Annotated in this window: 17 protein-coding genes; 4 read left to right on the top strand and 13 right to left on the bottom strand. The window is 58.0% G+C overall.

Annotation, left to right across the window (positions count from 1 at the left end; translation table 11 throughout):
• Positions 1 to 6 precede the first annotated feature (6 nt).
• Positions 7 to 369 (bottom strand): fluoride efflux transporter CrcB, encoded by a 363-nt coding sequence (gene crcB / locus ACR0K9_RS10280; RefSeq protein WP_480822866.1) that lies wholly within the window; start codon positions 367 to 369, stop codon positions 7 to 9.
• Positions 366 to 773, bottom strand: a complete 408-nt coding sequence (locus ACR0K9_RS10275; RefSeq protein WP_480822864.1) for a fluoride efflux transporter FluC — start codon at positions 771 to 773, stop codon at positions 366 to 368. Before ACR0K9_RS10275 ends, crcB begins: the two co-directional genes overlap by 4 nt.
• Before the next feature lie 194 nt (positions 774 to 967).
• On the opposite strand from ACR0K9_RS10275, the gene ACR0K9_RS10270 reads away from it, so the two are divergent.
• On the top strand, positions 968 to 2,548 hold the full coding sequence (locus ACR0K9_RS10270; RefSeq protein WP_480822862.1) for an FMN-binding glutamate synthase family protein: 1,581 nt from the start codon (positions 968 to 970) through the stop codon (positions 2,546 to 2,548).
• Positions 2,549 to 2,550: 2 nt separating this feature from the next.
• Here the strand turns inward: ACR0K9_RS10270 and ACR0K9_RS10265 are convergent, their stop codons facing one another.
• Genes ACR0K9_RS10265 through ACR0K9_RS10250 form a run of 4 tightly spaced genes read right to left on the bottom strand, consistent with a single transcriptional unit; the run spans position 2,551 to position 6,467 of the window.
• Positions 2,551 to 3,207, bottom strand: a complete 657-nt coding sequence (locus ACR0K9_RS10265; protein WP_480822860.1) for an ABC-type transport auxiliary lipoprotein family protein — start codon at positions 3,205 to 3,207, stop codon at positions 2,551 to 2,553.
• Positions 3,204 to 4,520, bottom strand: a complete 1,317-nt coding sequence (locus ACR0K9_RS10260) for an MlaD family protein (RefSeq protein ID WP_480822858.1) — start codon at positions 4,518 to 4,520, stop codon at positions 3,204 to 3,206. The genes ACR0K9_RS10265 and ACR0K9_RS10260 overlap by 4 nt, the downstream gene beginning before the upstream one ends.
• A gap of 5 nt (positions 4,521 to 4,525) precedes the next feature.
• Positions 4,526 to 5,341, bottom strand: a complete 816-nt coding sequence (locus tag ACR0K9_RS10255) for an ABC transporter ATP-binding protein (protein ID WP_480822856.1) — start codon at positions 5,339 to 5,341, stop codon at positions 4,526 to 4,528.
• Between the two features lies 1 nt (position 5,342).
• Positions 5,343 to 6,467 (bottom strand): MlaE family lipid ABC transporter permease subunit, encoded by a 1,125-nt coding sequence (locus ACR0K9_RS10250; RefSeq protein WP_480822854.1) that lies wholly within the window; start codon positions 6,465 to 6,467, stop codon positions 5,343 to 5,345.
• 366 nt (positions 6,468 to 6,833) lie between these two features.
• Here ACR0K9_RS10250 and ACR0K9_RS10245 point away from each other — a divergent pair, with 366 nt between their 5' ends.
• Both ACR0K9_RS10245 and ACR0K9_RS10240 read left to right on the top strand, forming a co-directional pair.
• Positions 6,834 to 8,699 (top strand): PAS-domain containing protein, encoded by a 1,866-nt coding sequence (locus tag ACR0K9_RS10245; protein ID WP_480823129.1) that lies wholly within the window; start codon positions 6,834 to 6,836, stop codon positions 8,697 to 8,699.
• Positions 8,700 to 9,401: a response regulator transcription factor gene (locus ACR0K9_RS10240; protein ID WP_480531260.1), complete on the top strand. Its 702-nt coding sequence runs from the start codon at positions 8,700 to 8,702 to the stop codon at positions 9,399 to 9,401. It abuts the gene before it with no gap.
• A 45-nt stretch (positions 9,402 to 9,446) separates the two neighbouring features.
• On the opposite strand, the gene ACR0K9_RS10235 is transcribed toward ACR0K9_RS10240, so the two are convergent.
• The 5 genes from ACR0K9_RS10235 to ACR0K9_RS10215 are packed head-to-tail and all read right to left on the bottom strand — an operon-like array spanning position 9,447 to position 18,887.
• Positions 9,447 to 10,757 carry an HlyD family type I secretion periplasmic adaptor subunit gene (locus tag ACR0K9_RS10235; RefSeq protein WP_480822852.1) on the bottom strand — a complete coding sequence of 437 codons (1,311 nt, stop codon included), beginning with the start codon at positions 10,755 to 10,757 and terminating at the stop codon, positions 9,447 to 9,449.
• Positions 10,741 to 12,873 (bottom strand): type I secretion system permease/ATPase, encoded by a 2,133-nt coding sequence (locus ACR0K9_RS10230; protein ID WP_480822850.1) that lies wholly within the window; start codon positions 12,871 to 12,873, stop codon positions 10,741 to 10,743. The genes ACR0K9_RS10235 and ACR0K9_RS10230 overlap by 17 nt, the downstream gene beginning before the upstream one ends.
• Positions 12,870 to 14,213, bottom strand: a complete 1,344-nt coding sequence (locus ACR0K9_RS10225) for a TolC family protein (protein WP_480822848.1) — start codon at positions 14,211 to 14,213, stop codon at positions 12,870 to 12,872. Before ACR0K9_RS10225 ends, ACR0K9_RS10230 begins: the two co-directional genes overlap by 4 nt.
• Positions 14,206 to 15,033, bottom strand: a complete 828-nt coding sequence (locus tag ACR0K9_RS10220) for a SapC family protein (protein WP_480822846.1) — start codon at positions 15,031 to 15,033, stop codon at positions 14,206 to 14,208. The genes ACR0K9_RS10225 and ACR0K9_RS10220 overlap by 8 nt, the downstream gene beginning before the upstream one ends.
• Positions 15,030 to 18,887 (bottom strand): adhesin, encoded by a 3,858-nt coding sequence (locus tag ACR0K9_RS10215; protein WP_480822844.1) that lies wholly within the window; start codon positions 18,885 to 18,887, stop codon positions 15,030 to 15,032. Before ACR0K9_RS10215 ends, ACR0K9_RS10220 begins: the two co-directional genes overlap by 4 nt.
• A 221-nt stretch (positions 18,888 to 19,108) precedes the next feature.
• Between ACR0K9_RS10215 and ACR0K9_RS10210 the strand changes: the two genes are divergently transcribed.
• Positions 19,109 to 21,154: a dockerin type I domain-containing protein gene (locus ACR0K9_RS10210; RefSeq protein ID WP_480822842.1), complete on the top strand. Its 2,046-nt coding sequence runs from the start codon at positions 19,109 to 19,111 to the stop codon at positions 21,152 to 21,154.
• A gap of 4 nt (positions 21,155 to 21,158) precedes the next feature.
• Here ACR0K9_RS10210 and ACR0K9_RS10205 read toward each other — a convergent pair whose 3' ends face one another.
• The gene (locus ACR0K9_RS10205) at positions 21,159 to 22,466 is read right to left on the bottom strand and encodes an HlyD family type I secretion periplasmic adaptor subunit (RefSeq protein WP_480822840.1); all 1,308 of its coding nucleotides are present in this window, start codon (positions 22,464 to 22,466) and stop codon (positions 21,159 to 21,161) included.
• Complete coding sequence (locus ACR0K9_RS10200; RefSeq protein ID WP_480823127.1) at positions 22,466 to 24,151, bottom strand: type I secretion system permease/ATPase; 1,686 nt, start codon at positions 24,149 to 24,151, stop codon at positions 22,466 to 22,468. The genes ACR0K9_RS10205 and ACR0K9_RS10200 overlap by 1 nt, the downstream gene beginning before the upstream one ends.
• Positions 24,152 to 24,316 lie beyond the last annotated feature (165 nt).

Raw genomic sequence — 24,316 nt, 5'->3', positions numbered from 1 at the left:
TCAACACTAACGGGTCAGAAACAGGCCCAGCCACAACGCAAACCAGCACAGAACAAGGCTGAGGATGATGTTCCCCGTCGCCAGTGCGATGGTCCGTTCCCGATGTAGTTGAAGGGACTGATAGGCGAAGCTCGAGAAGGTGGTGAACCCCCCACAGAAACCGAATACCAGACGCTTTTCTTCTTCACCCATCTCGGTCGGGCCGCCCAGATAACCGATCCAGAGGCCAAGTAGCAGGCTGCCGACAACATTCACAATCAATGTGGAAAAGGGAAGGTCATGTGTCACCCGAAGAGCCAGCCAATGACGCAAGACTGCGCCCATCCCACCGCCCAGGGCAAATATGGCGTGCAGATAGAGATCGCTCATTCGGCGCCCTCCTGCGGCGGCAGGCGGCGGCCCAATGCTTCGCCCAATATGGCGGCACCCAGACCCACCGCGATTTCCGCTGCGATGGCGACCAGCACCAGTCCGCTGCCGGTTTCGGCCAACCTCTCCAACTCGGCGACAAAGGAAGAGAATGTGGACAAGCCACCGCAGAACCCGACCGCACCAAGATGCAGCACATGCGCGTGAACGCGGTGGCGTATGGCATAAAGCCAGCCGAGGACGAAGCAGGCCACCACATTGATGCCGAAGGTTGCTGTCAGAAACGGCGCGCCGGGTATTTCCAGCGCAAACAGCTCTCGCAACAGCGATCCTGCGGCGCCACCGACAAACACCGCGATGTACATCAGAGCGCGCTGCCTGAACTGAGAGGTTGGTCGTGACACTGCGGCTGATCCTGCTCTGACCCCTGCATTATCTGGCATACAGATCGTATCAATGCGCTTCAAGCAAGCGCGATGAAGCATTCGTTATGAAATCGCCGGGTACAAAGGCTTGCACTGAAAGGTCAAAATGTTCCACGGTCGCGGCAATGCACAGGCCAAGGCCGTCGCTACGGCACCACCCAGGGAGATCAGATATGATTGTTCGCAGACTTTATTATGTTCTTAGCTTACTGTGTCTGCCTCTGACCGTGGTTTTGGGATTTTTCTGGCCTCCCGCGCATTGGCTGCTGGTCATTCTGGTGCCATATGCGGTGATCGGCCTATATGATTTGCTCACGACCAAGCATAACGTGCTGAACAACTATCCGGTTCTTGGCCATTTCCGCTATATGCTGGAATTTGTCAGCCCTGAGATTCGTCAGTATTTTGTGGAAACCAACGAAAGCGGCCGGCCTTTCAACCGTATCATTCGCAGTCTGGTCTATTCGCGGGCCAAGGGGCAGGTCGATACGCAGGCCTTCGGCACACAATACGATATCCTGACCGTTGGCTATCACCGCGCCAATCACTCGCTTGCGCCCAAGCACGTGCCCGAAAGCGAAGAGAGGGTGATGCTGGGCGGTCCGCAATGTGACAAACCCTATAACGCCTCGCGCCTGAACGTGTCCGCGATGAGCTTTGGCGCGCTTAGCGCCAATGCGATCCGAGCGCTGAACGGGGGCGCGAAGGATGGCGGATTTGCGCATAACACCGGCGAGGGCGGGCTGTCTCCGCACCATCTGGCCGAAGGCGGGGACATTATCTGGCAGATCGGGACAGGTTATTTTGGATGTCGAACACCCGAGGGTGGTTTTGACAAGGACAAGTTTGCCGAGAAAGCCCAAAAAGACGTTGTGATGGCGATAGAGATCAAGCTCTCGCAGGGGGCCAAGCCGTCTCATGGTGGTGTGCTGCCCGCAGCGAAGGTAGACGAGGAAATTGCCGAAATCCGAGGGGTGCCTGTGCATCAGGACGTGATCTCTCCGCCCACGCATTCGGCATTTGACGGGCCGACCGGGCTGATGCAGTTCGTACAGCACCTGCGGGAGATGTCAGGCGGCAAACCGGTGGGATTCAAGCTGTGTATTGGCAAACCGTCCGAGTTCATGGCGATCTGCAAGGCGATGCTGGAAACCGGCATCCTGCCCGATTTCATTACCATTGACGGCTCGGAAGGTGGCACCGGCGCAGCCCCGGTCGAATTCACCAACCGTCTGGGTATGCCGTTGAATGAGGCCTTGATTTTCGTGAACAACTGCCTGCGTGGGGTGGGTTTGCGCGACAAGATCCGTGTGATCTGCTCGGGTAAGGTGGCGACCGGGTTTGATTTGGTCGAAAAACTCGCTCTGGGCGCGGATATGTGTAACGCCGCGCGGGCGATGATGTTTGCAATCGGCTGCATTCAGGCTTTGCACTGCAATACCAACCGCTGCCCTTCGGGCGTTGCGACGCAGGATCCGATCCGCGGCCGTGCCGTCAATGTGCCACAGAAACGGCAACGTGTTCGCCGTTATCACGATTCAACACTGGAAAGCTTCCGCGAGATTCTGGGCGCGATGGGCAAAGAGAAGGTTTCTGATCTGCGCCCCGCAGACATCCGCCGCCGCACAGCAGACGAGCGTGAACGCTCCTATGCCGATCTCTACAGTTTTCTGGATGACGGCGCGTTGCTGGGTGATGTCATCCCAGAGGAGTTCGCGGCGGACTGGAAAGCAGCGTCAGCCAGTCAATTCTAGGCTCAGCTGGGGGTGTCGCGCGGGTTGTTCACGGCGTGGGTGTGTATCCGGCGCACACTCCATTCCACCGCATCGCGCATGGTGTCCCCCAATGCCTCGTCGAATGCCAGAACCAGATCGGGGGTCTGATCGCTGGCGGCAACGAAGTTTTCTTCGAACGATGCCGAAGCGATAATCTTGTCGCTATATTCGTCGATGATCTTGATATTGAGCCGTACATGGACTTGTACGGTTTTTGTACCGTTCTCGTCGGCAATCACATGACCCTGAAACTCTCGCAGATCAGGTGCGATGACATAGTCTGCCCGCAATCCTACCGTCGACCGCCCGACCGCCGCGACCTTGCCCGAGTTTTCGTAGCTTTCCACCAGCAGGGTCTGCACAAGTATCGGTGCCCGGTCAGCCCAGCGGGCGCGGGGCAGGTATTGTACCTGCAGCGGCGTGGGTTGCACCGCGATCTGGTCGGTGTTGACGGCAGCCGTTGCAATGGGTTCCTGAACTACGATCTGTTTCTGAACCCGTGGCAGTGACCCGGAGAATGTGCTTTTGGGCGTCAGCAGGTACAGGTCATTCGGCTTGGATGCCTGACGCAGCGTGTCCAGTCCGGTACACGCGGCAAGCGACGCAAGAACCAGACTCGCAAAAATTGGGCGTATCATTGGCGGAACTCCGATGCTTGGGTGCCCAGCAGGAAACGGGCCGGGTCACGCTCGACCTTGTCGACCAGCCGATCGAGGCTGATGACCAGACGTTGCGATTCCTCGATGAAGCGGACGAATTGCGGCAAACCCACCCGCAGAAAGTCGGAGACCTGACGGCGGTTATCCTGAACGATCCCGTCGATGGTGCCCAAAAGATCCGAGGCGGACTGCGATGCGCTAAGAATGTCATCCGAAATCTTGTCGATCTTTTCGGTGATGTTCGACACGGTCGACGCCACCTGATTGGCCGCGTTGCGCACATCCGCTGCGACCGAGGCGATGTCTTCATCCATCACCCGGTTGGCCGAGTCGAAGGCCCGCTCGGCCGAGGCCAGCGCTGCCTTGGCCGTGTCCATGGCGGAATTGATCGAAGCAAGTGTGGTGTTTGCATTTGCGAAGGTCTCGGTGACCGTACCCAATGTGATGCTGCCCTCCTCGGACAACACGGTCAGATGATCGGCCAGCCTTGATCCGCGTTCGATAAAGGGCCGGATGTCATCGGTCATCACGGTCTGGGCCGTCTCTAGCGTGCCGTTCGCCGTCTCCAGTGCGGATTTGGCGGATTCTGAGGCGTCTTTGATGCTGTTCAGCGTATCCGTTCCAGTGGTGAGCGTTGTTTCGGCAGTGTCAGCCAGCGTGTCCAGCCGTTTGGTGAAATCCCCGATTTCCTTTGCGGCGCTGCCCAGATCGCTGGACAGGCTTTCGAAATCCGAAAGCGTCTTGTCTAGTCGCCCCGAGGCCGATGCCAGATTGCCCAGAATGTCGGACACCGCTTTGCGGTTCTTTTCATCCACGACCGAATTGAGGTCTTCCAGCAGCGTCAGCGCCCTGTCCAGAACTTTGGGCGCGCCCTCAAGCAATGACTGGATGGAACTGCGTTTGCTTTGAATGACACTGTTTTGCGGCAGCCGTTCCGCGTTAGCAGAGCCGCCTGACAGCTCGACATAAGCCACGCCCGTCACGCCAAGCGACTGAAGCTGTGCGATGGTTTCTTTGGTGACAGGAATATCCGCATCCACCTCAAGCCGGACGCGCACTTTTGACGGATCGTCATCATCCAATTGCAGCGAAATGACCTGTCCCACCGGCAGGCCGTTATAGTTTACGCCACCCGCAGCGGACAGGCCCGCCACGTTGTCGAACAGCACATCGTAATAGGCGTATTGCCGGGTCACCTCGAACTTGGCCAGCCACAGGAAAAAGCCGAAGGCCCCCAGAATACCGGCAAGGGTGAACGCACCGATCAGGATATAATTCGCTCGGGTCTCCATCGCCTCTACCTGTTTTGCCCCTTCTCTTGCGCCGCGCGGGCACGGGGACCTGTGAAATATTCCTGCACCCAAGGATGGTCGACCTTGGTCATGTCTTCAATCGGACCTTCAACCAGCACGCGTTTTTCCGCAAGTACCGCGACGCGATCACAAATGGCGTAAAGGCTGTCCAGATCATGGGTAACCATGAACACGGTCAATCCCAGCGCCTGCTGCAACTCTCCGATCAGATCATCATAGGCGGCGGCACCGATAGGGTCCAACCCGGCGGTGGGTTCGTCCAGAAAAACGATCTCGGGGTCCAGCGACAACGCCCGCGCCAGCGCGGCCCGTTTGCGCATCCCGCCCGACAGCTCCGAAGGGAATTTGCTGCAACTCAGCTGCGGCAGGCCGACCAAGCTGATCTTCAGCCCGCCCAATGCCTCCATCAGGTTTTCGCTGATGCCGGTATGTTCGCGCAGCGGGGCCATCACATTTTGCAACACGGTCAGCGAGGAAAACAGCGCGCCATCCTGAAACGCCACACCCCAGCTTTTTTCGATCCGCTGGCGGTCGGCCTCGGGGCCATTCAGAACATCGACGCCCAGAACCTCGATACTGCCCGCTTTGGGTTTGTTCAGTCCGACAATCGTGCGCAACAGCACCGATTTGCCGGTGCCGGATCCACCAACGACGCCCAGAACCTCACCCCGCCAGACGTCGAGGTTGAGGTTGTCATGCACGACCTGCTCGCCGAATTGGTTGGTCAGGTTGCGCACACGAATGACAGCTTCGCGTTGTGCATCGCTTTGAGGTTTGTCCTGTAGGGCGGTACCGTCCATCTCAGACCCCCAACTCGGAAAAGAAGATCGAGAACAACGCGTCGATGGCGATCACCATGAAGATCGACTGCACAACGGACGCGGTGGTACGCTGGCCGACACTTTCGGACGACCCTTTGACCTGCATCGCTTGCCAGCAGGCGATGACCCCGATCACCAGCGCGAAAAACGGGGCTTTGATCATCCCGATGGCCAGTTGCCAGACACCGGTGTTTTCCTTCAACCGGGTCAGGAACATGCCCGGACTGACCCCAAGGTCAATCCAGCTCATCAATGCGCCGCCGATCAGACCCGCCATATCGGCCACAAAACCAAGAATGGGCAGCATGATCAGCAAGGCCACAACACGCGGGATCACCAGCACCTCGATAGGATCGAGGCCCAAGGTGCGCATCGCGTCGATCTCTTCCTGCACTTTCATCGACCCGATTGAGGCGGTGAAGGCCGAGCCCGAGCGACCTGCGACGATAATCGCGGTCAGCAGGATGCCCAATTCGCGCAGGATCGAGATCGAGATCAGTTCGACCACGAAAATCTCGGCCCCGAACTGTTTCAACTGGGTCGCGCCCTGAAAGGCCAGAACCACGCCGATCAGAAAGCCCATCAACGTCACGATGGGCAGCGCCTTGAATCCAACCTGCTCCATCTGCGAGACCAGCGCGGCGCGGCGCAGCCGCCAGGGCATAATCAGCGTGCGCACCAGACGGTGAAGTGTAAGCCCGAGAAATCCGAGAATAGAAAGTGAATCCTGCCACCCGCCCGCCGTGCGTTCTCCGATCCGGGCGACCCAATTCACAAAACCCGTAGGCGGCGCCTGAGCACCAACCTTCTCGGGGATGTTATGCGACACCGTCTCGATCAACGAGGAATGGGCGGGTTTTAGTCCTTCGAAGCGGATATTTGTGCCGTTTGCGCCCAGACGTCGCGCCAGATTAGCCACCAGCCATGCGCCGCCTGTATCCAGCGCCTGCAGCCCAGACATGTCCATTACAGCGTCTTGCCCGCTGGCCCGGATTGCGGCGAAATCGCTTTCGATTGTGTCCAACTGTTGCGTGCGAAGATCACCCGAAATCCGAATGCAAAGACCGGTCGCGTCGGCTTCAGTGGTGATCGTGGGACGAGTCATGGCGGTATGTGATGTCAATCCGGCTGCGGCTGCAATGGCTTTGTTCAACCAAGCCGGGATTTCGCGCACGGCAATAGCGCTGGTGTTACAGTGGCTTCCAGTCAGAAAGCGCTTGCTTGGTCGGTTAACGCCAGAGGTAATCTGCCGTAAATCGTACCCTTATTTCGGAGGAAGCACTTTTGAGCGGCGCAGAAATGTTCCTTGGGTCATTCGTGCAGGTTGCCTGAGCAGAGCGTTGGCTGATCGTGCCGTCAGCTATCGACCACTGCACGATTAGACAAGGCCCTACACCTGCGCCTGAACTGGTGTTACCCATAGGCGCAGGGGAGGATAGAATTGAACATCACCGAACAACGCATCAAGGCGATGACGTCGGCCGGATTGAATCTGATCGGCCAGGCCTTGTCGATTTACGATAGTCGACTGCGCTTGGTGCTGTGCAACGCACGCTTTCAGGAAATGTTTGATTTGTCGGACGATCTGGTTCAGCCCGGTGCCAGCTTTCACGACACAATCCATTTTCTGGCCAGCCGTGGTGAATACGGTGATGACGAGGATGTGGACGGCATGGTGGCCCAGCGTGTCGAACAAGCTTTGGCGTTCGAGCCGCATTACATTGAACGGACGCGCCCGAACGGGCAGGTGATCTCGGTCGAAGGGGCGCCATTGCCAACCGGCGGATGGGTTGCGGTCTATACCGACATCACCCGTACAAAGCAGGCCGAAGACCTGCTGCGCGCCCGGTCCGAAGAGTTGTCGGAACAACTGTTGGACCGTGCCGAGGAGCTGTCTGCAACAAACCGTAAACTGGCCGCCACGATCACCGCGCTTGAAGAGGCCAAGCGCCAGCTGACCGAAATCGAAGCCCGCACCCGAATGACGACCGAGATGATGCCTGCCCATATCGCGCATCTCGATGCCAATGGACGGTATGATTACTCCAACCGGCGTCTCAGCTCGGTCATGCCGGGGCGACCGTCCGAGATATTGGGGCTTCATATTTCCGAGGCGTTGGGCCAATCGGCGTATGACCGTGTCAAACCGCATCTGGAGCGGGCCTATGGCGGGCACCCTTCGGTCTTTGAGTTCACTGAAGATCAGGATGCCCGTCGCATCCGGGTATCTTTTACACCGGACAAGGCGGGTGGTGTCTATGTCATGTCGGTGGACATCACCGAAGAGACCCAGGCCCGGGTCGCATTGCAGCAAACCCGACGCCGGGCCATGGCCGCTCAGATGACCAGCGGGCTGGCCCATGATTTTTCGAACCTTCTGACCATCATTCTGGGGATGCAGGCGCGTTTGACTAAAATGGACCTGCCAGATGAGGCCCGGCAACTTGTTGCCGCGACGCAAACCACCGCACGCAGGGGCGGACAGTTGCTGAACCGCATCGCTGATATGACCGGCAACCGGACATTGCAGCCGAAGGCCACCGATATGCGCGGTCTGCTCGAGGATCTGCGGGTTCTGGCCACCCCATCACTGCCGCGCGGGATGGGGTTGTCGGTGGTGAATACTCTGCCCGACAAACCGTTGATGCTTGATCCGGGCATGTTGCAGGATGCGTTGCTGAATCTAGTGCTCAACGCCCGTGACGCGTGTGGTAATTCCGGCCAGATCACAATCAGCGCCCATGCGATCGGTACGATCTGGGCCGAGATTACGGTTTCCGACACTGGCCCGGGCTTTTCTTCTGAAGCGCTCGACAAGGCTTTGAACCCTTTTTTCACCACCAAGGGCAGTGATGGTTCAGGGTTGGGCCTGCCGATGGTATATGACACGGTGAAACTCGCCGGGGGGGACCTGAGCCTGCGCAATACACCGTCCGGCGCGTCAGTGGTCATGCGTTTGCCGTACCGGCCCGCACCCCCGGCCCAGACCGGCCTTGTGCTGCTTGTCGAGGACAATGATGACCTGCGCGATCAGTTCCGCGAGATGCTGGTCGAGCTCGGCTATTCTGTCGTCGAGGCCAGTTCTGCCGACGAGGCGCTGGAATTGACGGCGGATATCGACGCGATATCGCTGGTGGTGTCCGATATCCGGCTGGAGGGCGAGGCAACCGGTATCGACCTTGTGGACCGGGTCAAAGGCACGCTGCCTTGCATATTGATGACCTCTCTGCCGCAATCCGATCCTTTGCACAATCAGGCGTTGACCCGGGCACCCGTCCTGCGCAAACCCTTTACACAGGCGCAATTATCGGCGCTGATCTGTACCGAGGCAGCTTAGATGACAAACCCTTTGGTCACCATTCTGGATGATGAGCCGGAAATTCGACGAATTCTGACCGATGCGCTTGAGGAGGCCGGGTTCAGGACGCAAAGCTTTTCGCGCGCTCGCGAATTCGAAGCCTCGCTCAAGCGCGTGACGCCGGATGTTTGCCTAGTCGATCTGTCTCTGCCCGATACCGATGGTCTGGCCTTGGTGCATCGTCTGGCGCTGGAACAGGGAGCGGCGGTGATCATCATCTCGGGCCGGGCGCAAGTGCAGGACCGAGTGACCGGGTTGGAGCTTGGCGCCGACGACTACATCACCAAGCCTTTTGACCCCGCCGAGGTTGTCGCACGCATCCGCGCACGCCTGCGGTCGTCAGGCCCTGCCGTTCAAAGTTCGGAAGTCGCCGAGTTCAATGGCTGGACGGCCCAGTTCGACCGCTATGTTCTGATCGATGCCGATGGTGCCGAAACGCCTTTCAGCCATGCCGAAGGTGAAGTATTGCGCCTGTTCCTGGAAAGCCCCAAACGCCTGATCAGCCGGGCGCGCATGCAAGAGATGCTGGGCGGCGGAGCGGGCGACAGCTTTGACCGCGCAATGGACGTCCGCATTTCACGGTTGCGGACGAAACTGGGTGAAGACCCAAAAAAGCCGCGCCTTATCAAGACGATTTACGGGGCAGGATATATCTTCCTCGGTGATGTGAGCTGGCAGTGAATTCTGGACAACGTTGCTTTCCCGACCATGTCGCCATTGCAGCGCCTATTCCCGCAATGCCTGTTCCTTCACCTTCAGGACCGGCTGAATCAAGTAGTCCAGAACCGATTTTTTGCCCGAAAGAATGTCGACCTCCGCGATCATCCCGGGAATGATCTCGACCGCTATCCCGCCTGAATCCAGCATTGTGTCCGAGGTTTGAATCTCAACCACAAAGACCTCTTCCTCGTTTCGTTCCGAGCGCGTGATAGTGTCTGCCCCGATGCGGATAATCTCTCCGTCAAGACTGCCGTAGCGTGCGAAATCATAGGCAGTGATCTTGATTTTGACCGGCTGCCCCGCATGCAGAAACGCGATGTCACCGGGTTTGACATAGGCCTCGACCAGAAGCCGATCGTCCAGAGGCACAAGTTCGATCAGTTCCTCACCACTGCGTGCAAGCCCACCTATGGTGGTGCGATGGATGCGGTTCACGATCCCCCGGACCGGGGCCCGTATCTGCGCGCGTGAAGCACGATCCCGCAATGAGGGCAGGGCAGGTTGCAGGGCGGCTAGTTCCGCAGTGACCAACGCCAGATCGGTCAAGGCGGCGCTGCGGAAGCGGTTGCGTGTGGCATGGATCTTGTCACCGATCTCATCGAGCCCGGCTTTCAAGCGACTGATCACTGCTTCGGCCCGGACCTTGCGACCCTTCCATTCCGCTTCACTGCGGCGAAGGGAAAGAAGTGTGGTCACGGGCTCCATCCGCTGTTCTACAAGGGGGACCATCATCGCGCGCTCTTCGGTCAGAACATTCAGGGTTTCGACCGCCGTGACCTGATCAACCAGACCCTCTTCATACTCCCGTTGCCGTTGTTCGCGTTGCCGGTGCAGAATTGCGATCTCAGCGGCCAATTCGGCTTGTCGTCCCTGATACAACGCAGTTTCCGAGCGTACGACACCCGGCGCACCGTTCAGGAGCTCGGCATCGAACTTCAGGTCCGTTCCATCGATTTCAGCCTGTAGCCGCTGGGCCCGCGCCATCAATCCATAGGCGCGCTGTTGTTCCTGGCTCAATTCACGCTCTATCTGGTTGGTGTCCAGTTCCATCAACAACGTGCCCGCATCCACGACAAGGCCCTCACGCACGTGCAATGCGCGCAGCACGCCCGGTTCGGTGGCTTCGATCACCTGCACATCTCCTGATGGTACGATGCGACCATCTGCCCGCACGACATCGTCCAGTACCGTGAAATGGGCCCACAACGCTGCGCTGATCAGGCAAGCGAATATCAGTATCAGCAGAAGCGATCCCCGCAACGGTGCGCGCCCGCGCATTTCGCGCGCGAGGCGCTCAAGATCAGGATGCCGCGACATTCAAATGCCTCCCAGCCTTGCGCACATGTTGCGTCAGCAGGTTCTTGGGGCCATCGATGCCAACCTTGCCATTCTCGATTACTATTACGCGATCGACTAACTCCAGCAGGCTCGTGCGATGCGTGACAATAACCATCGTTTCCTGCTGCAGCGCCGCTTTCAGGCGCTGGATGATTGCAGACTCGGATTTGACATCCATCGCGCTGGTCGGTTCATCCAACCACAACACAGGTGGTCGTCCGATCAGCGCGCGCGCCAAGGCAATTGCTTGTCGTTGTCCGCCCGACAAGCCTTCACCGCGTTCAGCGATCTGCAAATCGTAGCCTTGAGGATGTCGCGAGACAAAACCATCGACACCCGCCAACTTGGCTGCCCTGTCCAAATCCTCATCCCGAGGTCTGATACAACCGCTTGCTATATTGTCCCGAAGTGTCCCTGAAAACAGCCAGACATCCTGTAGAACCGACCCAACATTGCGGCGCAGATCTCCAGGGTCGATCTGGCGGATATCCAGACCGTCCAGCATCACCGACCCGACCCGCGGTTGATAGAGCCCAAGCATCAGCCGCGTTATCGTGCTTTTGCCCGACCCGATCTGCCCGAGGATAGCCACTTTCTCGCCCGGCTCAATGGTGAAAGAAACGCCTTGTAAAGCATCGCCGACTTGATCCGGATATGCGAAATGAACGTTGTTGAAAGTAATGCGCCCTTTGAATTCAGAGCGGTTGATCCAGTTTCGGCCATGGGGCCGTTCATTTTCTGCCTGCATCAGCGTGTTCAGATTGCGATATGCGCTTCGTGCCTGATTGACCCGTGTGAGCGTTTGCGCCAATTGCCCCAGCGGTGCCAACGCGCGCCCGGTCAACAGAACCGACGCCACAAGCGCACCCATGCTTGTCTGTCCGTCTGCAATCAGAAACACCCCGTAGAAGACGACCAGAACCTGGGCAGCCTGCTGCGTGAAACCGGTTAGGTTCAATGCAAATTGTGTTATGGCGCGGCTGCGTGAACCGTGATTTGATTGTCGCCTGATTGCGTCCTCCCAACGCGAACGCATATGTCGTGAGGCCGCGGTGGTCTTTAGTGTCTCAAGGCCCGTCAATGCTTCGACAAGCACGGCCTGTTTCGATTGACCGTCAGAGAAACTCTGCGCTGCTAATCTGGACAACCAGGGCTGTATCGCGATTCCGGCACCCAGGACGACCGGGATAGCCATGGCGGGGATCCATGCAAGCGATCCTCCGACCATATATATGGTGAAAACAAAGATCGCGATGAATGGAAGATCAACCAGCGCAACCAGCGTTGCTGAGGTAAAAAACTCGCGCAGAGTTTCGAATTCGCGCACCGTATTGCTGGTCGCACCTGTCGAGCCCGACCGTCCGGCCATTCGCATGTTGATCAGTTGATCGAACACCCGCCGACCCATCAACAAATCCGCGCGTTCTCCGGCGCGATCAATGAAACCGGCGCGCAGGAGTTTCAACAGGAAGTCAAAAATCAGCGCCAGGCCAACGCCGAAGGTCAATGCGACCAGTGACGCCATTGCTTCGCTTGGAAGAACCCGGTCATAGACGACCATGATGAAAACCGAGGTCGACAGCCCAAGAAGATTGGCCAAAGCTGCGGCCATCGCGACCTGCGCATAAGTCCAGCGGCTCGCGGCGAGCGCGGACCAGAACCAGTGTTTTCCGTCAGGTTGACTCTCGGATTCCTCTCGACCTTGATAAGCGCGGCGAAAGAGCATCGCGTAGCCGGTATATCTTTCGGAAAATGCGCTTTCGGCAACTTCACCGATTCCGTCACCCAGATCAGGATCATAGATCAGCAGAGCGCCGCTGTCTGTCCGGCCATGATAAACCACAGCCTGGTCATTTTCTAACAATAGAATCGCCGGAAACAACGCATCGTCGAGATTTCGTAGTTTCATTTCACCAAACCCCACCTGCAACCCCGCCCCTTGGGCCGCCACGATTGCATCGCGTATGCCCAGCTCGCCGGCGGTGCCGGATTGCGCCGCATGAATAGCGGCCAGCGTCAAGGGCCGTTCGAGCGTTGTTGCGACATTCAGCAGACATGCTTCCAGGGCCGCGATAGATCTGGGCTGACGTTTCATGGCGTCCCTCCCCAGCTCTCTGGGCCAAGCTCAAACAGGTCGAGTATATCTCCCGTCAGGCTTAGAACTGCATAGTTGGTCAGAAAGAAGCTCTGCTCTGCAAAGATCAACCGTTCTTGCGCGTTCACATAATCCCGCTGTGCGTCGAGTATCTCGATCAGGCTGCGTCGACCGATGGTGAACTGGGTGCGTGCGGCCGCAACACTTTCTGCATTGGCCTGCACCGCAAGCCGGGCTTCGCGCAGGCGGTCGGCACCGGCTTTTTGATCTGATCGGATAAACGCCAGTTCGCGCCCGATTTCCCGGACCAACGCCTCGCGTTCTGCCTCGACCTGTTTCATCTGCTCATGGGCAGCCGCGATCGCGGCGCGGCGCTGACCGGTGCTGTCCAGTTCATAGTTGACCGACACATCCACACCGAAATCCGTATCCGTGAGATCATCGTGATTGGCAAAAGCGGCGAGACGTATGTCGGGTTTGCGACGGGCTTGCGCGGCCACCCAATCGGCGCGCGACGCAACCAATGCCGCATCGGCGCGCCTGACCTGAGGGCTGTCCAGCACAATCTCTGTGTCACTGCGGTTCAGGTCAGGCGCAGGAAGGGCTGGAGGAAGAGACCCGGCAGGAATACCAATTACTTCTTGAAACCGGGCTTCGGCACGATCCACGCGTGACCTTGCATCAGCCAATCGCGTGCGCGCATCCGCGGCGCGGGATTGTGCCGTCAGAATATCCGCTTGTGAGCCGACGCCACTGCTGACCCGTTCAGATAGCTGCTGCTCGATTTCCTCATGGACCTCGACATTGCGCCGCGCGATCTCATAGATTTTGCGCTGATCCAGAACCACGACGTAGGTTTCGATTGCTGACAAAGCAGTCGCCGCTGCGGTCTGCAGCTGATCTCCAAAGCTTTCCAGCACCCGCGCGCGTGCCGCCGTCAGAGCGTTGGTGGCGACACCTCCGTCATATACCAGCTGCGATATCCGCAAATAGGGCGTGAGATTTTGGGTGTCGGAGGATCTGCGTACCGATCCCGCATTCAGGCCCAGCGAAACCTGCGGCAGGAATTCCCCTTGCGCCGCGTCCCGATTGGCTTCGGCAATTCCCATGCGTGACGCGCTTCGCGCCAGCGCAGGACTGTTCTGTACCGCTCCGCGAATACGCTTTCCAAAGCCACTTTGCACCAGGGTCGCCGTAGGCTCAATCGCGCCGGCACCAGTCGATCCATTGGCAAAGGATCTGGAGACAGGTACCAAATCCGGGGGCTGCGAGCAGGCAGCAATTGTTACAACCAATACAAGCAAATATGCGGGCCTTAGACCGAATTTAATCTTATGCATGGGTCACCTGATTTTCATGATATGGGCGACTCATGTCCTGACCAATTGCCGAGAGAAAGCCGCTCAGTTCAGTGTCAGGTTCTTGGATTTTCATACGCCTCTTGCTTTGTGCAGAAGCCAGCCATTCACAATGTGACAGCGAAACCTGATGCGCATGGATCAGTTGCAACACCCTGCTCGGAAGCGGGGCATTTTTCTCAGCGCATTGGCTCAGTCGTTCAGGATCGATCATCAGCAGAGCAGGCAATGATGAGGGTGTATCACCCTGTGTGAACTGAACAAACAGATCATGTGATTGCATATGCTCGCAGAGTATTCGCGTCTCGCGTGCTGCGGCCTCGCGCATTCGGAAGAATTCGAGCAAATTCAGCAATTCGGGTGAAAGATCGCCTTCTGGACTATAGAATGGCGTATCCGCCGGATCATTCGTCACATGATCCGGAGTTTCGTTTACCAGAAGTCGGCATTGTTTTGCTCCGACAAGCTCGGCCCTGAATGGGAAGCAGCGAAGTGCCGATGGCACATAGCTCGCCAGCCATCTGCCATTGTCAGACACAAAGGGTATCGGACGCCTTGCAATCATCGAAAACAGAGCCACCGGCTCGATGCTGCCAGCGACTGACCTGAAGGCGATCGGAAAAGCGGCGGCGACGCGCAAAACCTCGGTATTGACGATGGTGCAGGCCATCAGATTTTTGGCAAAATCGTACGATGTGAACCGCCGCCAAAATCGGTTTCTGTGTCTCTCGAAGGTGACTGGGACGTAACAGGTGCTATCCATGACTTGGTCATCCATTTGAGCGAATTGTGCCGGGGTCACGCGCTTGCGCCGGTTGGATCCGAGAGCAGGATGTTATCTGCGTGAAGGCCGCTTAGGTCGCCGAGACCGTCAATCTGTGCCAACGCCTCGACAGTCGCCTCATCGGGTGCTGAATAGTCGACTTTAACCAGAACACTGTCGGTGCCGTCGGTTGCCAGCAGATAAATCTCATCGCCTGCCTGTGCACCGCTGAGAGTTTCCGCGGCAGTTGCGATGGTATCTGTGTTCAGATCCGTCAATGCAGATTGCAGCCCGATGAAACCCGTATCCTGCCCGATTACGTCGCCAAGACTCAGTGTTTCGATATCCGAGCCTGTCCCGCGCAATGTGCCGACATCAAGTCCGGTGAACATGAACGCATCTGTCACCTCGGCGGCTGGCCCCAGAGTGAAACCAGTAATTGTGTCCGTCCCGTTGACCGCTGGATCCGCTTCGAAAACCACAACACCACGACCTGTGCCAGAAATGTCGATCGCGTCGTCGCCACCTCCACCCCTTATGACATCGTCAACAAAGCTTCCGGTCAGCGCGTCGGCTCCATCTGCACCGAGATGATACTCAGCTGGACCACCGTCCGATGTGGTGAGGGACAGGATGATCGGCTGAGAGGCATCCTGCACTGTCATCGTGAATGAAATGACGTGTTCCGACAAATCATCAAAACTTGTTGTAGCCCCGGAAAATCTGACTGAGGAGGCATCAAGCGAATTGACGGCGAGGATGAATGAACTTCCGTTCGCGATCGCCGAGTTGGTGTCGTAGGTGACAACCGCCGGGTCAAAACTGAGTTCTGCTGAAAAGGTAATGCCGTCGGAATTATCACGATCCGGATCTGCATAGACCTGGAAGGTGACTGTGGATCCGCTTCGACCTGCCTCGACAATCGTGTAGGCAGCGGGCTCATGTGCAACAGTCTGCTGGCTTGCGGGTACCGGATCTTGCCCGGCCGCGACCGAGGCTTGAGCTTCGAAATCCAGGCTGTCTCCGGACTCCAGCGAGGTAAACTGCGATGACGGAACATTTACGGACCAGCTGCCATCTGCAGCAACGGTTGCACTGCCAGCCGGTGAGCCATTTAATGTAACCGTCACCGTCTGACCCACGCTCAATCCGGCTGAGACGCCAGTGATCACGATGCCACTGCTGGCCAGATCGCTCTGCGAGACGGCTCCGTTGGTGCCGATGTTGCTCATGGTTAGGATCGGCTGGAAATCTGTGGTCAAAGTCGTCGTCGCGTCACTCGCCGCATTTCCGGCGACATCTTCAACGGATGCGGTGATCGTAAAGTCTGTGGCATCCGTCAAAGCGCTGAGATCGGTCGAAGGAATTGTCGCTGCCCAAATGCCATTGGTCACTGTGGCGCTATAGTCCTGTCCGTTCAGGTTGATGGTGACGGTCTGATTGTTCTCGGCATTTGTCGTGCCCGTGATCTGCAGATCCGAGCCCCGTTCCAAAACATCAAGCACCCCGCCAACCGGAAGCGCATCAATCGACAAAGTGGGAGCACTGAGATCGGTATCAAAACTGCTGCTTGTGCTGGCGCTGTTTCCTGCAGCATCCGAAACAGAGGCGTGGACCTGGTATGTTTCGTCATCCTGCAACGAGTTCAGATCACCCGAGGCGGCGGTAAAGCTCCAGGATCCGCCGCTTACCGTCGTCGTGCCGCTAGCCTCGACTGAACCGTCAGGGCGTCGGATCTCGACCGTGACCTGTGTGCCGTTGGCGGCGTCTGAAGTACCTGCGACGGTCAGGCCGGTTGCAAGTTCTGCCCCATTCAGAACCGATCCTCCGGACAGCGTTGTGATCGCCAGAGATGGCGCCGTGAAATCGGTGTCAAAGCTGCCAGACGCTTGTATCGCAGGGTTGCCCGCCGCGTCATCAACATTTGCCGTTACAGTGATGGTCTCTCCATCAGACAATGCTCCGAGATCGGCGGCCGGGATAGTGACGCTCCAGGCACCACCCGAAGCGGTTCCGGCGTAGCTTTGCCCTTCGAATGTAAGCGTAACCATCTGATCGTTCTCGGCAGAGGTGGAGCCGGTGATGACCAGATCGGATCCTTGTTCGGCGGCATTCATCACCGCACCAGTCGAGAATGTATCGATGCTTAGCGTAGGGGCGGTCGCGTCCTTGGAAAGCCCGACGCTGGCCTGTGGCGCGTTGAGCCCGTCGGCGTCGCTGACATCGGCAGTCAGCGTGAAAGTTCCGCCATCGGCCAAGGCGACAAGGTCTGCGCTGTCTATTGTCACGCTCCAACCCCCGCCGGACACCGGAGCGGTATAGGTTTCGCCGCCCAGAGTGACCGTGACAGTCTGGCCGTCAGTCACATTCCCGACCGTGCCGCTCACCTCCAGATCGGAGCCCGCATCGACGGCGTTCAAAACATCTCCGACCGGGAGAACGTTGATGGCAATCGATGGACCGGACAGGTCAACGGGAACGGAGACCGATACAGGTATTGCAGGGTTTCCTGCCGTGTCGTTCACGGCCACCGTTATGGTGGCAGGCGTGCCGGTCGACAGGCTCGCAAGATCGGCGCTGGGGACTGTTGCGCTCCAGCCACCGCCGGAAACAGTGCCCGTATAGCTTTGCCCATTGAAGGTGACTGTAATCTGCTGACCGTCTTCGGCGTCCGAAGTGCCATTCAGGACAAGGTCGCTGCCTATGTCGACCAAATCAATCGAACCCCCTGCAACCGGGTTGAGTGTCAGTGTTGGCGCGCTGAAATCAGTTTCGAAGCTTTCATTTGCCTGTGCGACCGGATTGCCGGCGCGGTCAGAGACATCTGCGCTGACTGTGACAGTTGTCGCTTCTGACAGAGCAGCGAGATCTGCCGCGGGCACCGAAACGCTCCAACCTCCGTTCAAGACATCTCCGGTATAGTCCTGACTGTTTATTGTGACAGTGACGGTCTGGCCATTCTCGGCATCGGTCGTGCCTGAGATGATAAGATCAGTGCCCTGTTCGGCCGCGTTCAGCACGGAACCATGAGACAATGCGTCGATGGACAATGTGGGTGGTACCGTGTCGATATCAAACTGGACTTCTTCGACCGACAGTTCCAAACCATCCCCATCCAGATGCCGGACCGTCACAGTCGATTGGCCCTGCGCCAATGCTTCGGCCTCGGCCTGAGTCAGGGATACGCTCCAACTGCCATCGGCAGCGGGCGTGGCGGTTTTGGTCAGCGCGTCGATCGACACCTCGACCGATGTCGTTCCGTCAGGCGCAACGGACTGTGTGCTGAGATTGCTGAGCGCATTCGATTGCAACTCCGCCAGATTGAGGGTTGGCAGTCGCGGTTCCGGCGGTGAGACCGAGGGTGAATTATCCCCGCCATTTTCGTCGCTGCCATCGTCATCATCTCCGCCGCCGCCTCCTCCGGCGCCTGCAGCGGCCCCTGCAATGCCCAAACCGCCCAAGGCGAGACCGGCGGTACTGATGCCGCCTCCAGTAGCGGCCACGCCTGCGCCCGCTGCTTCGGTGGCAGCGAACTGTGCGACGTCCATCGCCACCTCATCAGCAATCATGATCGAACCGTTATCAAGGATCTGGATGTTTTCGGCATCCACAACCAGTGTGCGCCCGTCGGTCAGTTTCAGTTGAACGTCCCCATTTGGCAGCAACTTGGCCGAGCGTACCCCGGCAATGGCTTCGGCAAACTGAAAGGATTCGAGTGCCTCGCTCGTGGCTTGCGCCAGCGCGGGCAAAGCCATCAGCGTCGAACCCAGGCCACCAAGCAACCCGCGCCCGACCCGGCGCTGAAGCTTTTTGTCGAACCAGGATCTTGCACCGTCGCCGCGCTGTGATGCCTGTGCATTCTGGACGTTGTTCGAATCGTTGTCTTTGGTCATCTTCCCCTCACAATCGGTGGTCGTCTGCTGTCAGGTGACAGACGGTAACCCGCCGGGTCTTACTGGTGATCCCATCGTGACAGTTGCTGCGCAGGACGGGAAAACTTGAATAAAACTGAAGCTGAAGTCCTTGTTTTCACCACATTCCTGCTCTGGTTTCGCGCCGGAGCATCGGGTCATTCTGATCGCAGTGCCGGTGATGGCCTTGGGGGTGAACAACGATGATGCTTCAGTTTGAAAGAGTGGTTGCAACGGGGACCGCAGCGCTCGATTCAGGTATCGGCGATCTGGCTTTAAAAACGTTTAACGGCGAAACGTATCTCTACAGTACGACCGGGCCGGGCGGTGGGATCGCGGCGTGGCAATTGACCGAAATCGGTGCGCCCGTCTTGCAGGATCAGCATTATTTTGGGGCATCCATCGAATATCAGGTCGGGCGCAGCGGCACGATTGTGACGCTGGGCAGTGAGACGCAACTGGTGCTGGATGTGAATACCGCTACGGGGCTGGTAGGTTATGATCTGAACAGTGATGGAACGATCGGCGGGTTGCTGGAAACTGGCGGGCTTTCAGGCGGTGGTGATATATCGGCGACAATACAAGCCACCATCGGCGACAACAATTTTCTAACCCTGGCACATGAGGATAACGGCCAGATCGGGACCTATCGTGTCAATGGCGATGGCTCGTTGACTGTGACGGGTCTGACCTCGGGGCGTGCGGATGCAATGCAGGCCGTGGAATCCGGATCGAATCATTTCGTAATCACGGCAGAGACCGCCACCGGTACGATTCGAAGCTTTGCGGTTGATCCCGGCACCGGTGCTCTGACTCTCACGGATGGGGCGATCAGCCTGACAACGCTGGGCATCGGCTCTCCGACCGCGATTGAATCGGTTCAGGCCTATGGTGAAACATGGGTGATTGTGGCTGGCGCGGGCAGCAATTCACTAAGCGTCATGACGGTCGGCAGCGATGGCCGGCTGAGCCCAACCGACCACGTCCTTGATACGCTGCATACCCGGTTCGGTTCCGTGCAGGATCTCTCGGTCATCAAGGTTGACGGGCGCGTGTTTGTCGTTGCCGGAGGCGGCGATGATGGCATCACTCTATTTACCATGACCCAAGATGGCCAACTGATCCATATGGACAGCTTTGAGGATACCGTCACAAGCGCGTTGCAGAATGTCGAAACGTTGGGCGTTGCGCATATCGGAGACGATCTGCAGATTTTCGCGGCATCCCAGCAGGAGGCCGGTCTTACTCAACTAAGCGTTTCGGTCGCTAATCTGGGCGTGGTCGATCAGGGTTACGGGACGATCAGCGGCACCTCGGGCGACGATATGCTCAAAGGTGGTTTTCTTGATACAAGCCTGTTTGGCGGGGCAGGAAATGACATTCTGATCAGCGGAACCAGCGCTACAATTATGACCGGGGGCGACGGGGCAGATATTTTTGTGATGCGCGAAAGCAGCGGGCTAACAACGATCACGGATTTTGAGGCCGGTGTCGACCGGCTCGAACTTACGGATTTTCCGTTTCTGCGCTCTCCGCTCCAGTTGGACTTTACCGCAACAGGGCAGGGGACGCGGATATCGTTTCGCGATGAAACGATCGAGGTGATCTCGGATCAGGGCACTCCACTCACCAGCGCAGATATTTTTGGTGCCGGGTTCGACGGGCCGGATCATATTCCAACTGATCTGGGCAGTGGGCCCGGCAACAACGCGTCGGAAGGTGTCACGGGTCCTGTCACCATCGGTCCAAACGGCCCGAACCCCGCGTTGTCGGATGCAGAGATCAGGTTCACCCCTGACGGCGGCGCGACCGTTGTGGCGCAGGCGGATGATCTGGGCGTATTCGATCTGGATATTCCGGACGGTTCGTTTCCCGGTGCGCTGGATATTGTAAAATCCTATTCAAACGCGAGCGGAGAGGTCACCGCGCTGGACGCGCTGCAGGTTCTGCGCATTTCGGTTGGGCTGGACCCCACATGGGGACCCGCAACGCCAGAGAACCTGATCGCGGCAGATATCACTCAGGATGGAAGGGTTAACGCATTGGACGCGCTGGCCATTCTGCAAAACGCCGTTGATCTGCCCACGTCGCATGAGGCGGAATGGGTCTTTATTGACGCAGACGCTGATTTGTCCGGGATCTCCGAAAACAATGTCGCCTATGAGACCGGCGCAGACATCACCATCGTCGACGGCGCCTTCGCCGTCGACATGACTTCGATTTTGCTCGGGAATGTCGAGGGGCCGTGACCTGCTATTCCCGGAATGCGCGATAGAAATAATCGGCCAGCGGCTTCACCAGATAAGAGAGTGGCGTGCGCTCATCCGTCTTGATCATTGCCTCAACCGGCATGCCCGGCAGCAGTTCCTGACCGTTCAGGCGTTCGATTTGTCCGTCATTCGGCTGGACTTCGGCGCGATAAAAGGTAAAGCCGGTGGTCTCATCGGTGAATGTATCTGCTGAGACATTGACCACATGGCCATCGATTTCAGGCGTTTCGCGTTGATTGAACGCAGTAAAGCGCAACGCAACGTCCTGCCCGCGATGCAGCTGGTCCACATGCAGGGCATCCACCCGCGCAGCCACCAGCAGGGGCGTGTCTTGCGGAACCACATACATCATCGGTTCACCGGGCTGAATGACCGATTGGATCGCAAAGACCTGGCTGTCATAAACCGTGCCCGCCACGGGTGCGCGGATATCCAGACGCGACAACCTCTCGGTCAAGGACAGGCGTCGTTCTGCCAGTTCGGCGGCGCGGGATTGTACATCCCGCAACTCTGCGATCGCCTCTTCGCGACGGGTCGCCCTCAATTGAACAATCTGAATCTCAGTTGTGGAAATCTGGCCGTTTAGGCGGGCGACGGTCGACTCCAGCCGTCCAATTTGACCATTCAGATCCGCCTGTTCCCGTTGCAGGGCCGAAACACGGCTGGCCTGAGTCAATCCACGTTCCAGCAGTCCTTCCTGATCAACCAGCTCTTTGCTGATCAGATCGACCTGTGTGCGCAGCGCAGCCAGCTGCGCTTCGGTGCCTTCGATTTCGTCCTCGATCTGGTTTTTTTGCTTGCCCAACTGCTCAATCTGCTGGGTCAGCGTGTCCAGACGAGCCTCGAACAAACGCCGCTGGCCAGCAAGAAGATCTTCGTCGATGAGTTCCGCTTTTTGTAGCTCTGCCAAACGCCCATCCAGTTCGTTTGCATCAGCGCCATCGCGTTCCGCCTCAAGCCTGGTTTTGCGTGCCAGAAGCTCAAAAAGCTGCGCTTCTACGATTGTCTTCTCAGATGCCAGAAACGTGTCATCCAGACGCAAAAGCAATTGCCCGCGGGTCACGTCGTCGCCATCGCGGACAAAAATTTCGCCCACCACGCCGCCATCGGGATGTTCAATCACCTGACGGTTGCTTTGCACCTCGATCACACCTTGCGAGATGATCGCGCCCGCCAGTTCGGTCCGGATGCTCCAGACACCGAGACCCAGCACAAGGATGACCAGAGCCAAAATCCCCACCATTGCCGGGGTCGTAATGCTCCAGGCTGCCTTTTTATCCTCTTTGGACATTACTCACCCACCTTGTTCAGATGCCGTTTGATGACATTGGCATTCTGCACCATCGAGCTAAGAACCTCATCGCGCTTGCCGGATTTCACGATCTGGCCTTTCTCGACAACCACCAGGTCATCGCATTCCGAAATCGCCTGCGGTCTGTGGGTCATGATGATGACGGATTTGCCCTCGGCCTTGAATTCGCGCACAGCGTTGTTCAACGCCAGAGTCCCGTCCGCGTCGAGGGCAGAGTTGGGTTCGTCCAGGATCAACAGCACCGGATTACCGTAGAGGGCCCGCGCCAGAGCGATACGCTGTTTCTGACCCCCCGAAAGCTGGCTGTCATTGCCTTCAAGGAAAGTGTCATAGCCTTTCTCGAGGCTTAGAATAAGTTCATGCGCGTTTGCCGTTTTGGCCGCTGCGACCACGGCCTCGGGGTCCGGGGATTGCGACATCCGCGCGATGTTTTCGGCAACAGTGCCGTTGAACAGGGTAACCTCTTGCGGAAGATAGCCAATGTGACGCCCCAGATCGTCGGGGTCGTATTGCTCCAAAGTGGCCGCATCCAGGCGAATCTCGCCCGCTGCAGGAGTCCAAAGTCCCAGCAGCGCTTTGGCAAGCGTTGTCTTGCCCGAGCCGCTCTTCCCGATGACACCCAGTGCATGGCCCGGCTCGAGATTCAACGTCGCATTACGCAACGTTGGAACTTTTGAGCCCGGCGGAATGACGGTCAGCCCCTTGGCGACTAGATGGGCTTTCGGCATGGGCAATTTGGTGCGGGCTGTCTCGGGCGGTGTTGAGTCGAGGAACTTGTTCAGGCTGATCCACGCGGTGCGCGCCCGTTCGATCATCGCCCATTGGCCGACCGCCATTTCGACCGGTGCTAATGCGCGGCCCAGAAGGATGGTGCCCGCGATCATTGCGCCGGGGGTCATCTCATTGCGCAGAACCAGCAACGCACCAAGCGCAAGCATCGCGGATTGCAGGAAAAGTCGCAGCGATTTGGTCAGCGACGTAAAGCTGCCCGTCCAATCGCTGGCCGAGATCGACTGAGTCAACGCCTCGCCACGCTGCTTCATCCAACGCTGGCCAACATCCCCTTGCATACCTTGCGAACGTACAACTTCGGCTGCTTGGCGGGCGTGCTCTGAAAACGCGTTTGCCCGGGCCGCCGCGCTTTGCGCTTCGGCCACTTTACGATGGGTCAGCGCCTGGTTCAGCAGCGCAATCACCACCAAAAGCGTTCCGCCGCCTACAGCGAGCCATCCCAAAAGCGGATGAAACAGAAAGATCGCGGCAAGGAAAAGGGGCGTCCAGGGCATGTCCATGACGGCCAGCAACACAGGCGACGCACAAAGTGACCGGATCGATTCAAGGTCACGCAATGCAGTGGCAGGGGCTGAGCGGAATTGCGGAAACAGCGCCCGCCGCATGGTTCCTTCAAAGACCCGCTCATCCAGCGAAGACTGGAACCGCGCCCCGAACCGGGCAACGATACGTCCCCGCGCATAGTCGAGCATGGCCATAAGCCCATAAAGAAGCGCAACCAGCAAAAACAGCGCCGCCAATGTCTCGACCGAGCGTGATCCCAGCACGCGGTCATAGACCTGCAGCATGAACAAGGGTCCGGTCAGCATCAACAGGTTCACAAAGACGCTGAACAGGAAAGCCAGTGCCAGAAAGCTTCTGCCCTGACCCATAACTTTGCGCAGCTCATGGCGTTGTGCGGCGCTTGGTGGATTTCTGAAACTCACTAAATCTGGTCCCTACTTACTGACAGGCAAAACACGCAATGTGCTGACGTGGCCCGGACTGACGCTTTACTATATCTATGTCAAAATCCGCGAACAACGGGCGTTTCGAAG

The organism is Ruegeria sp. L12 (assembly GCF_056531745.1).
This window is presented reverse-complemented; position numbering and strand designations above follow the sequence as displayed.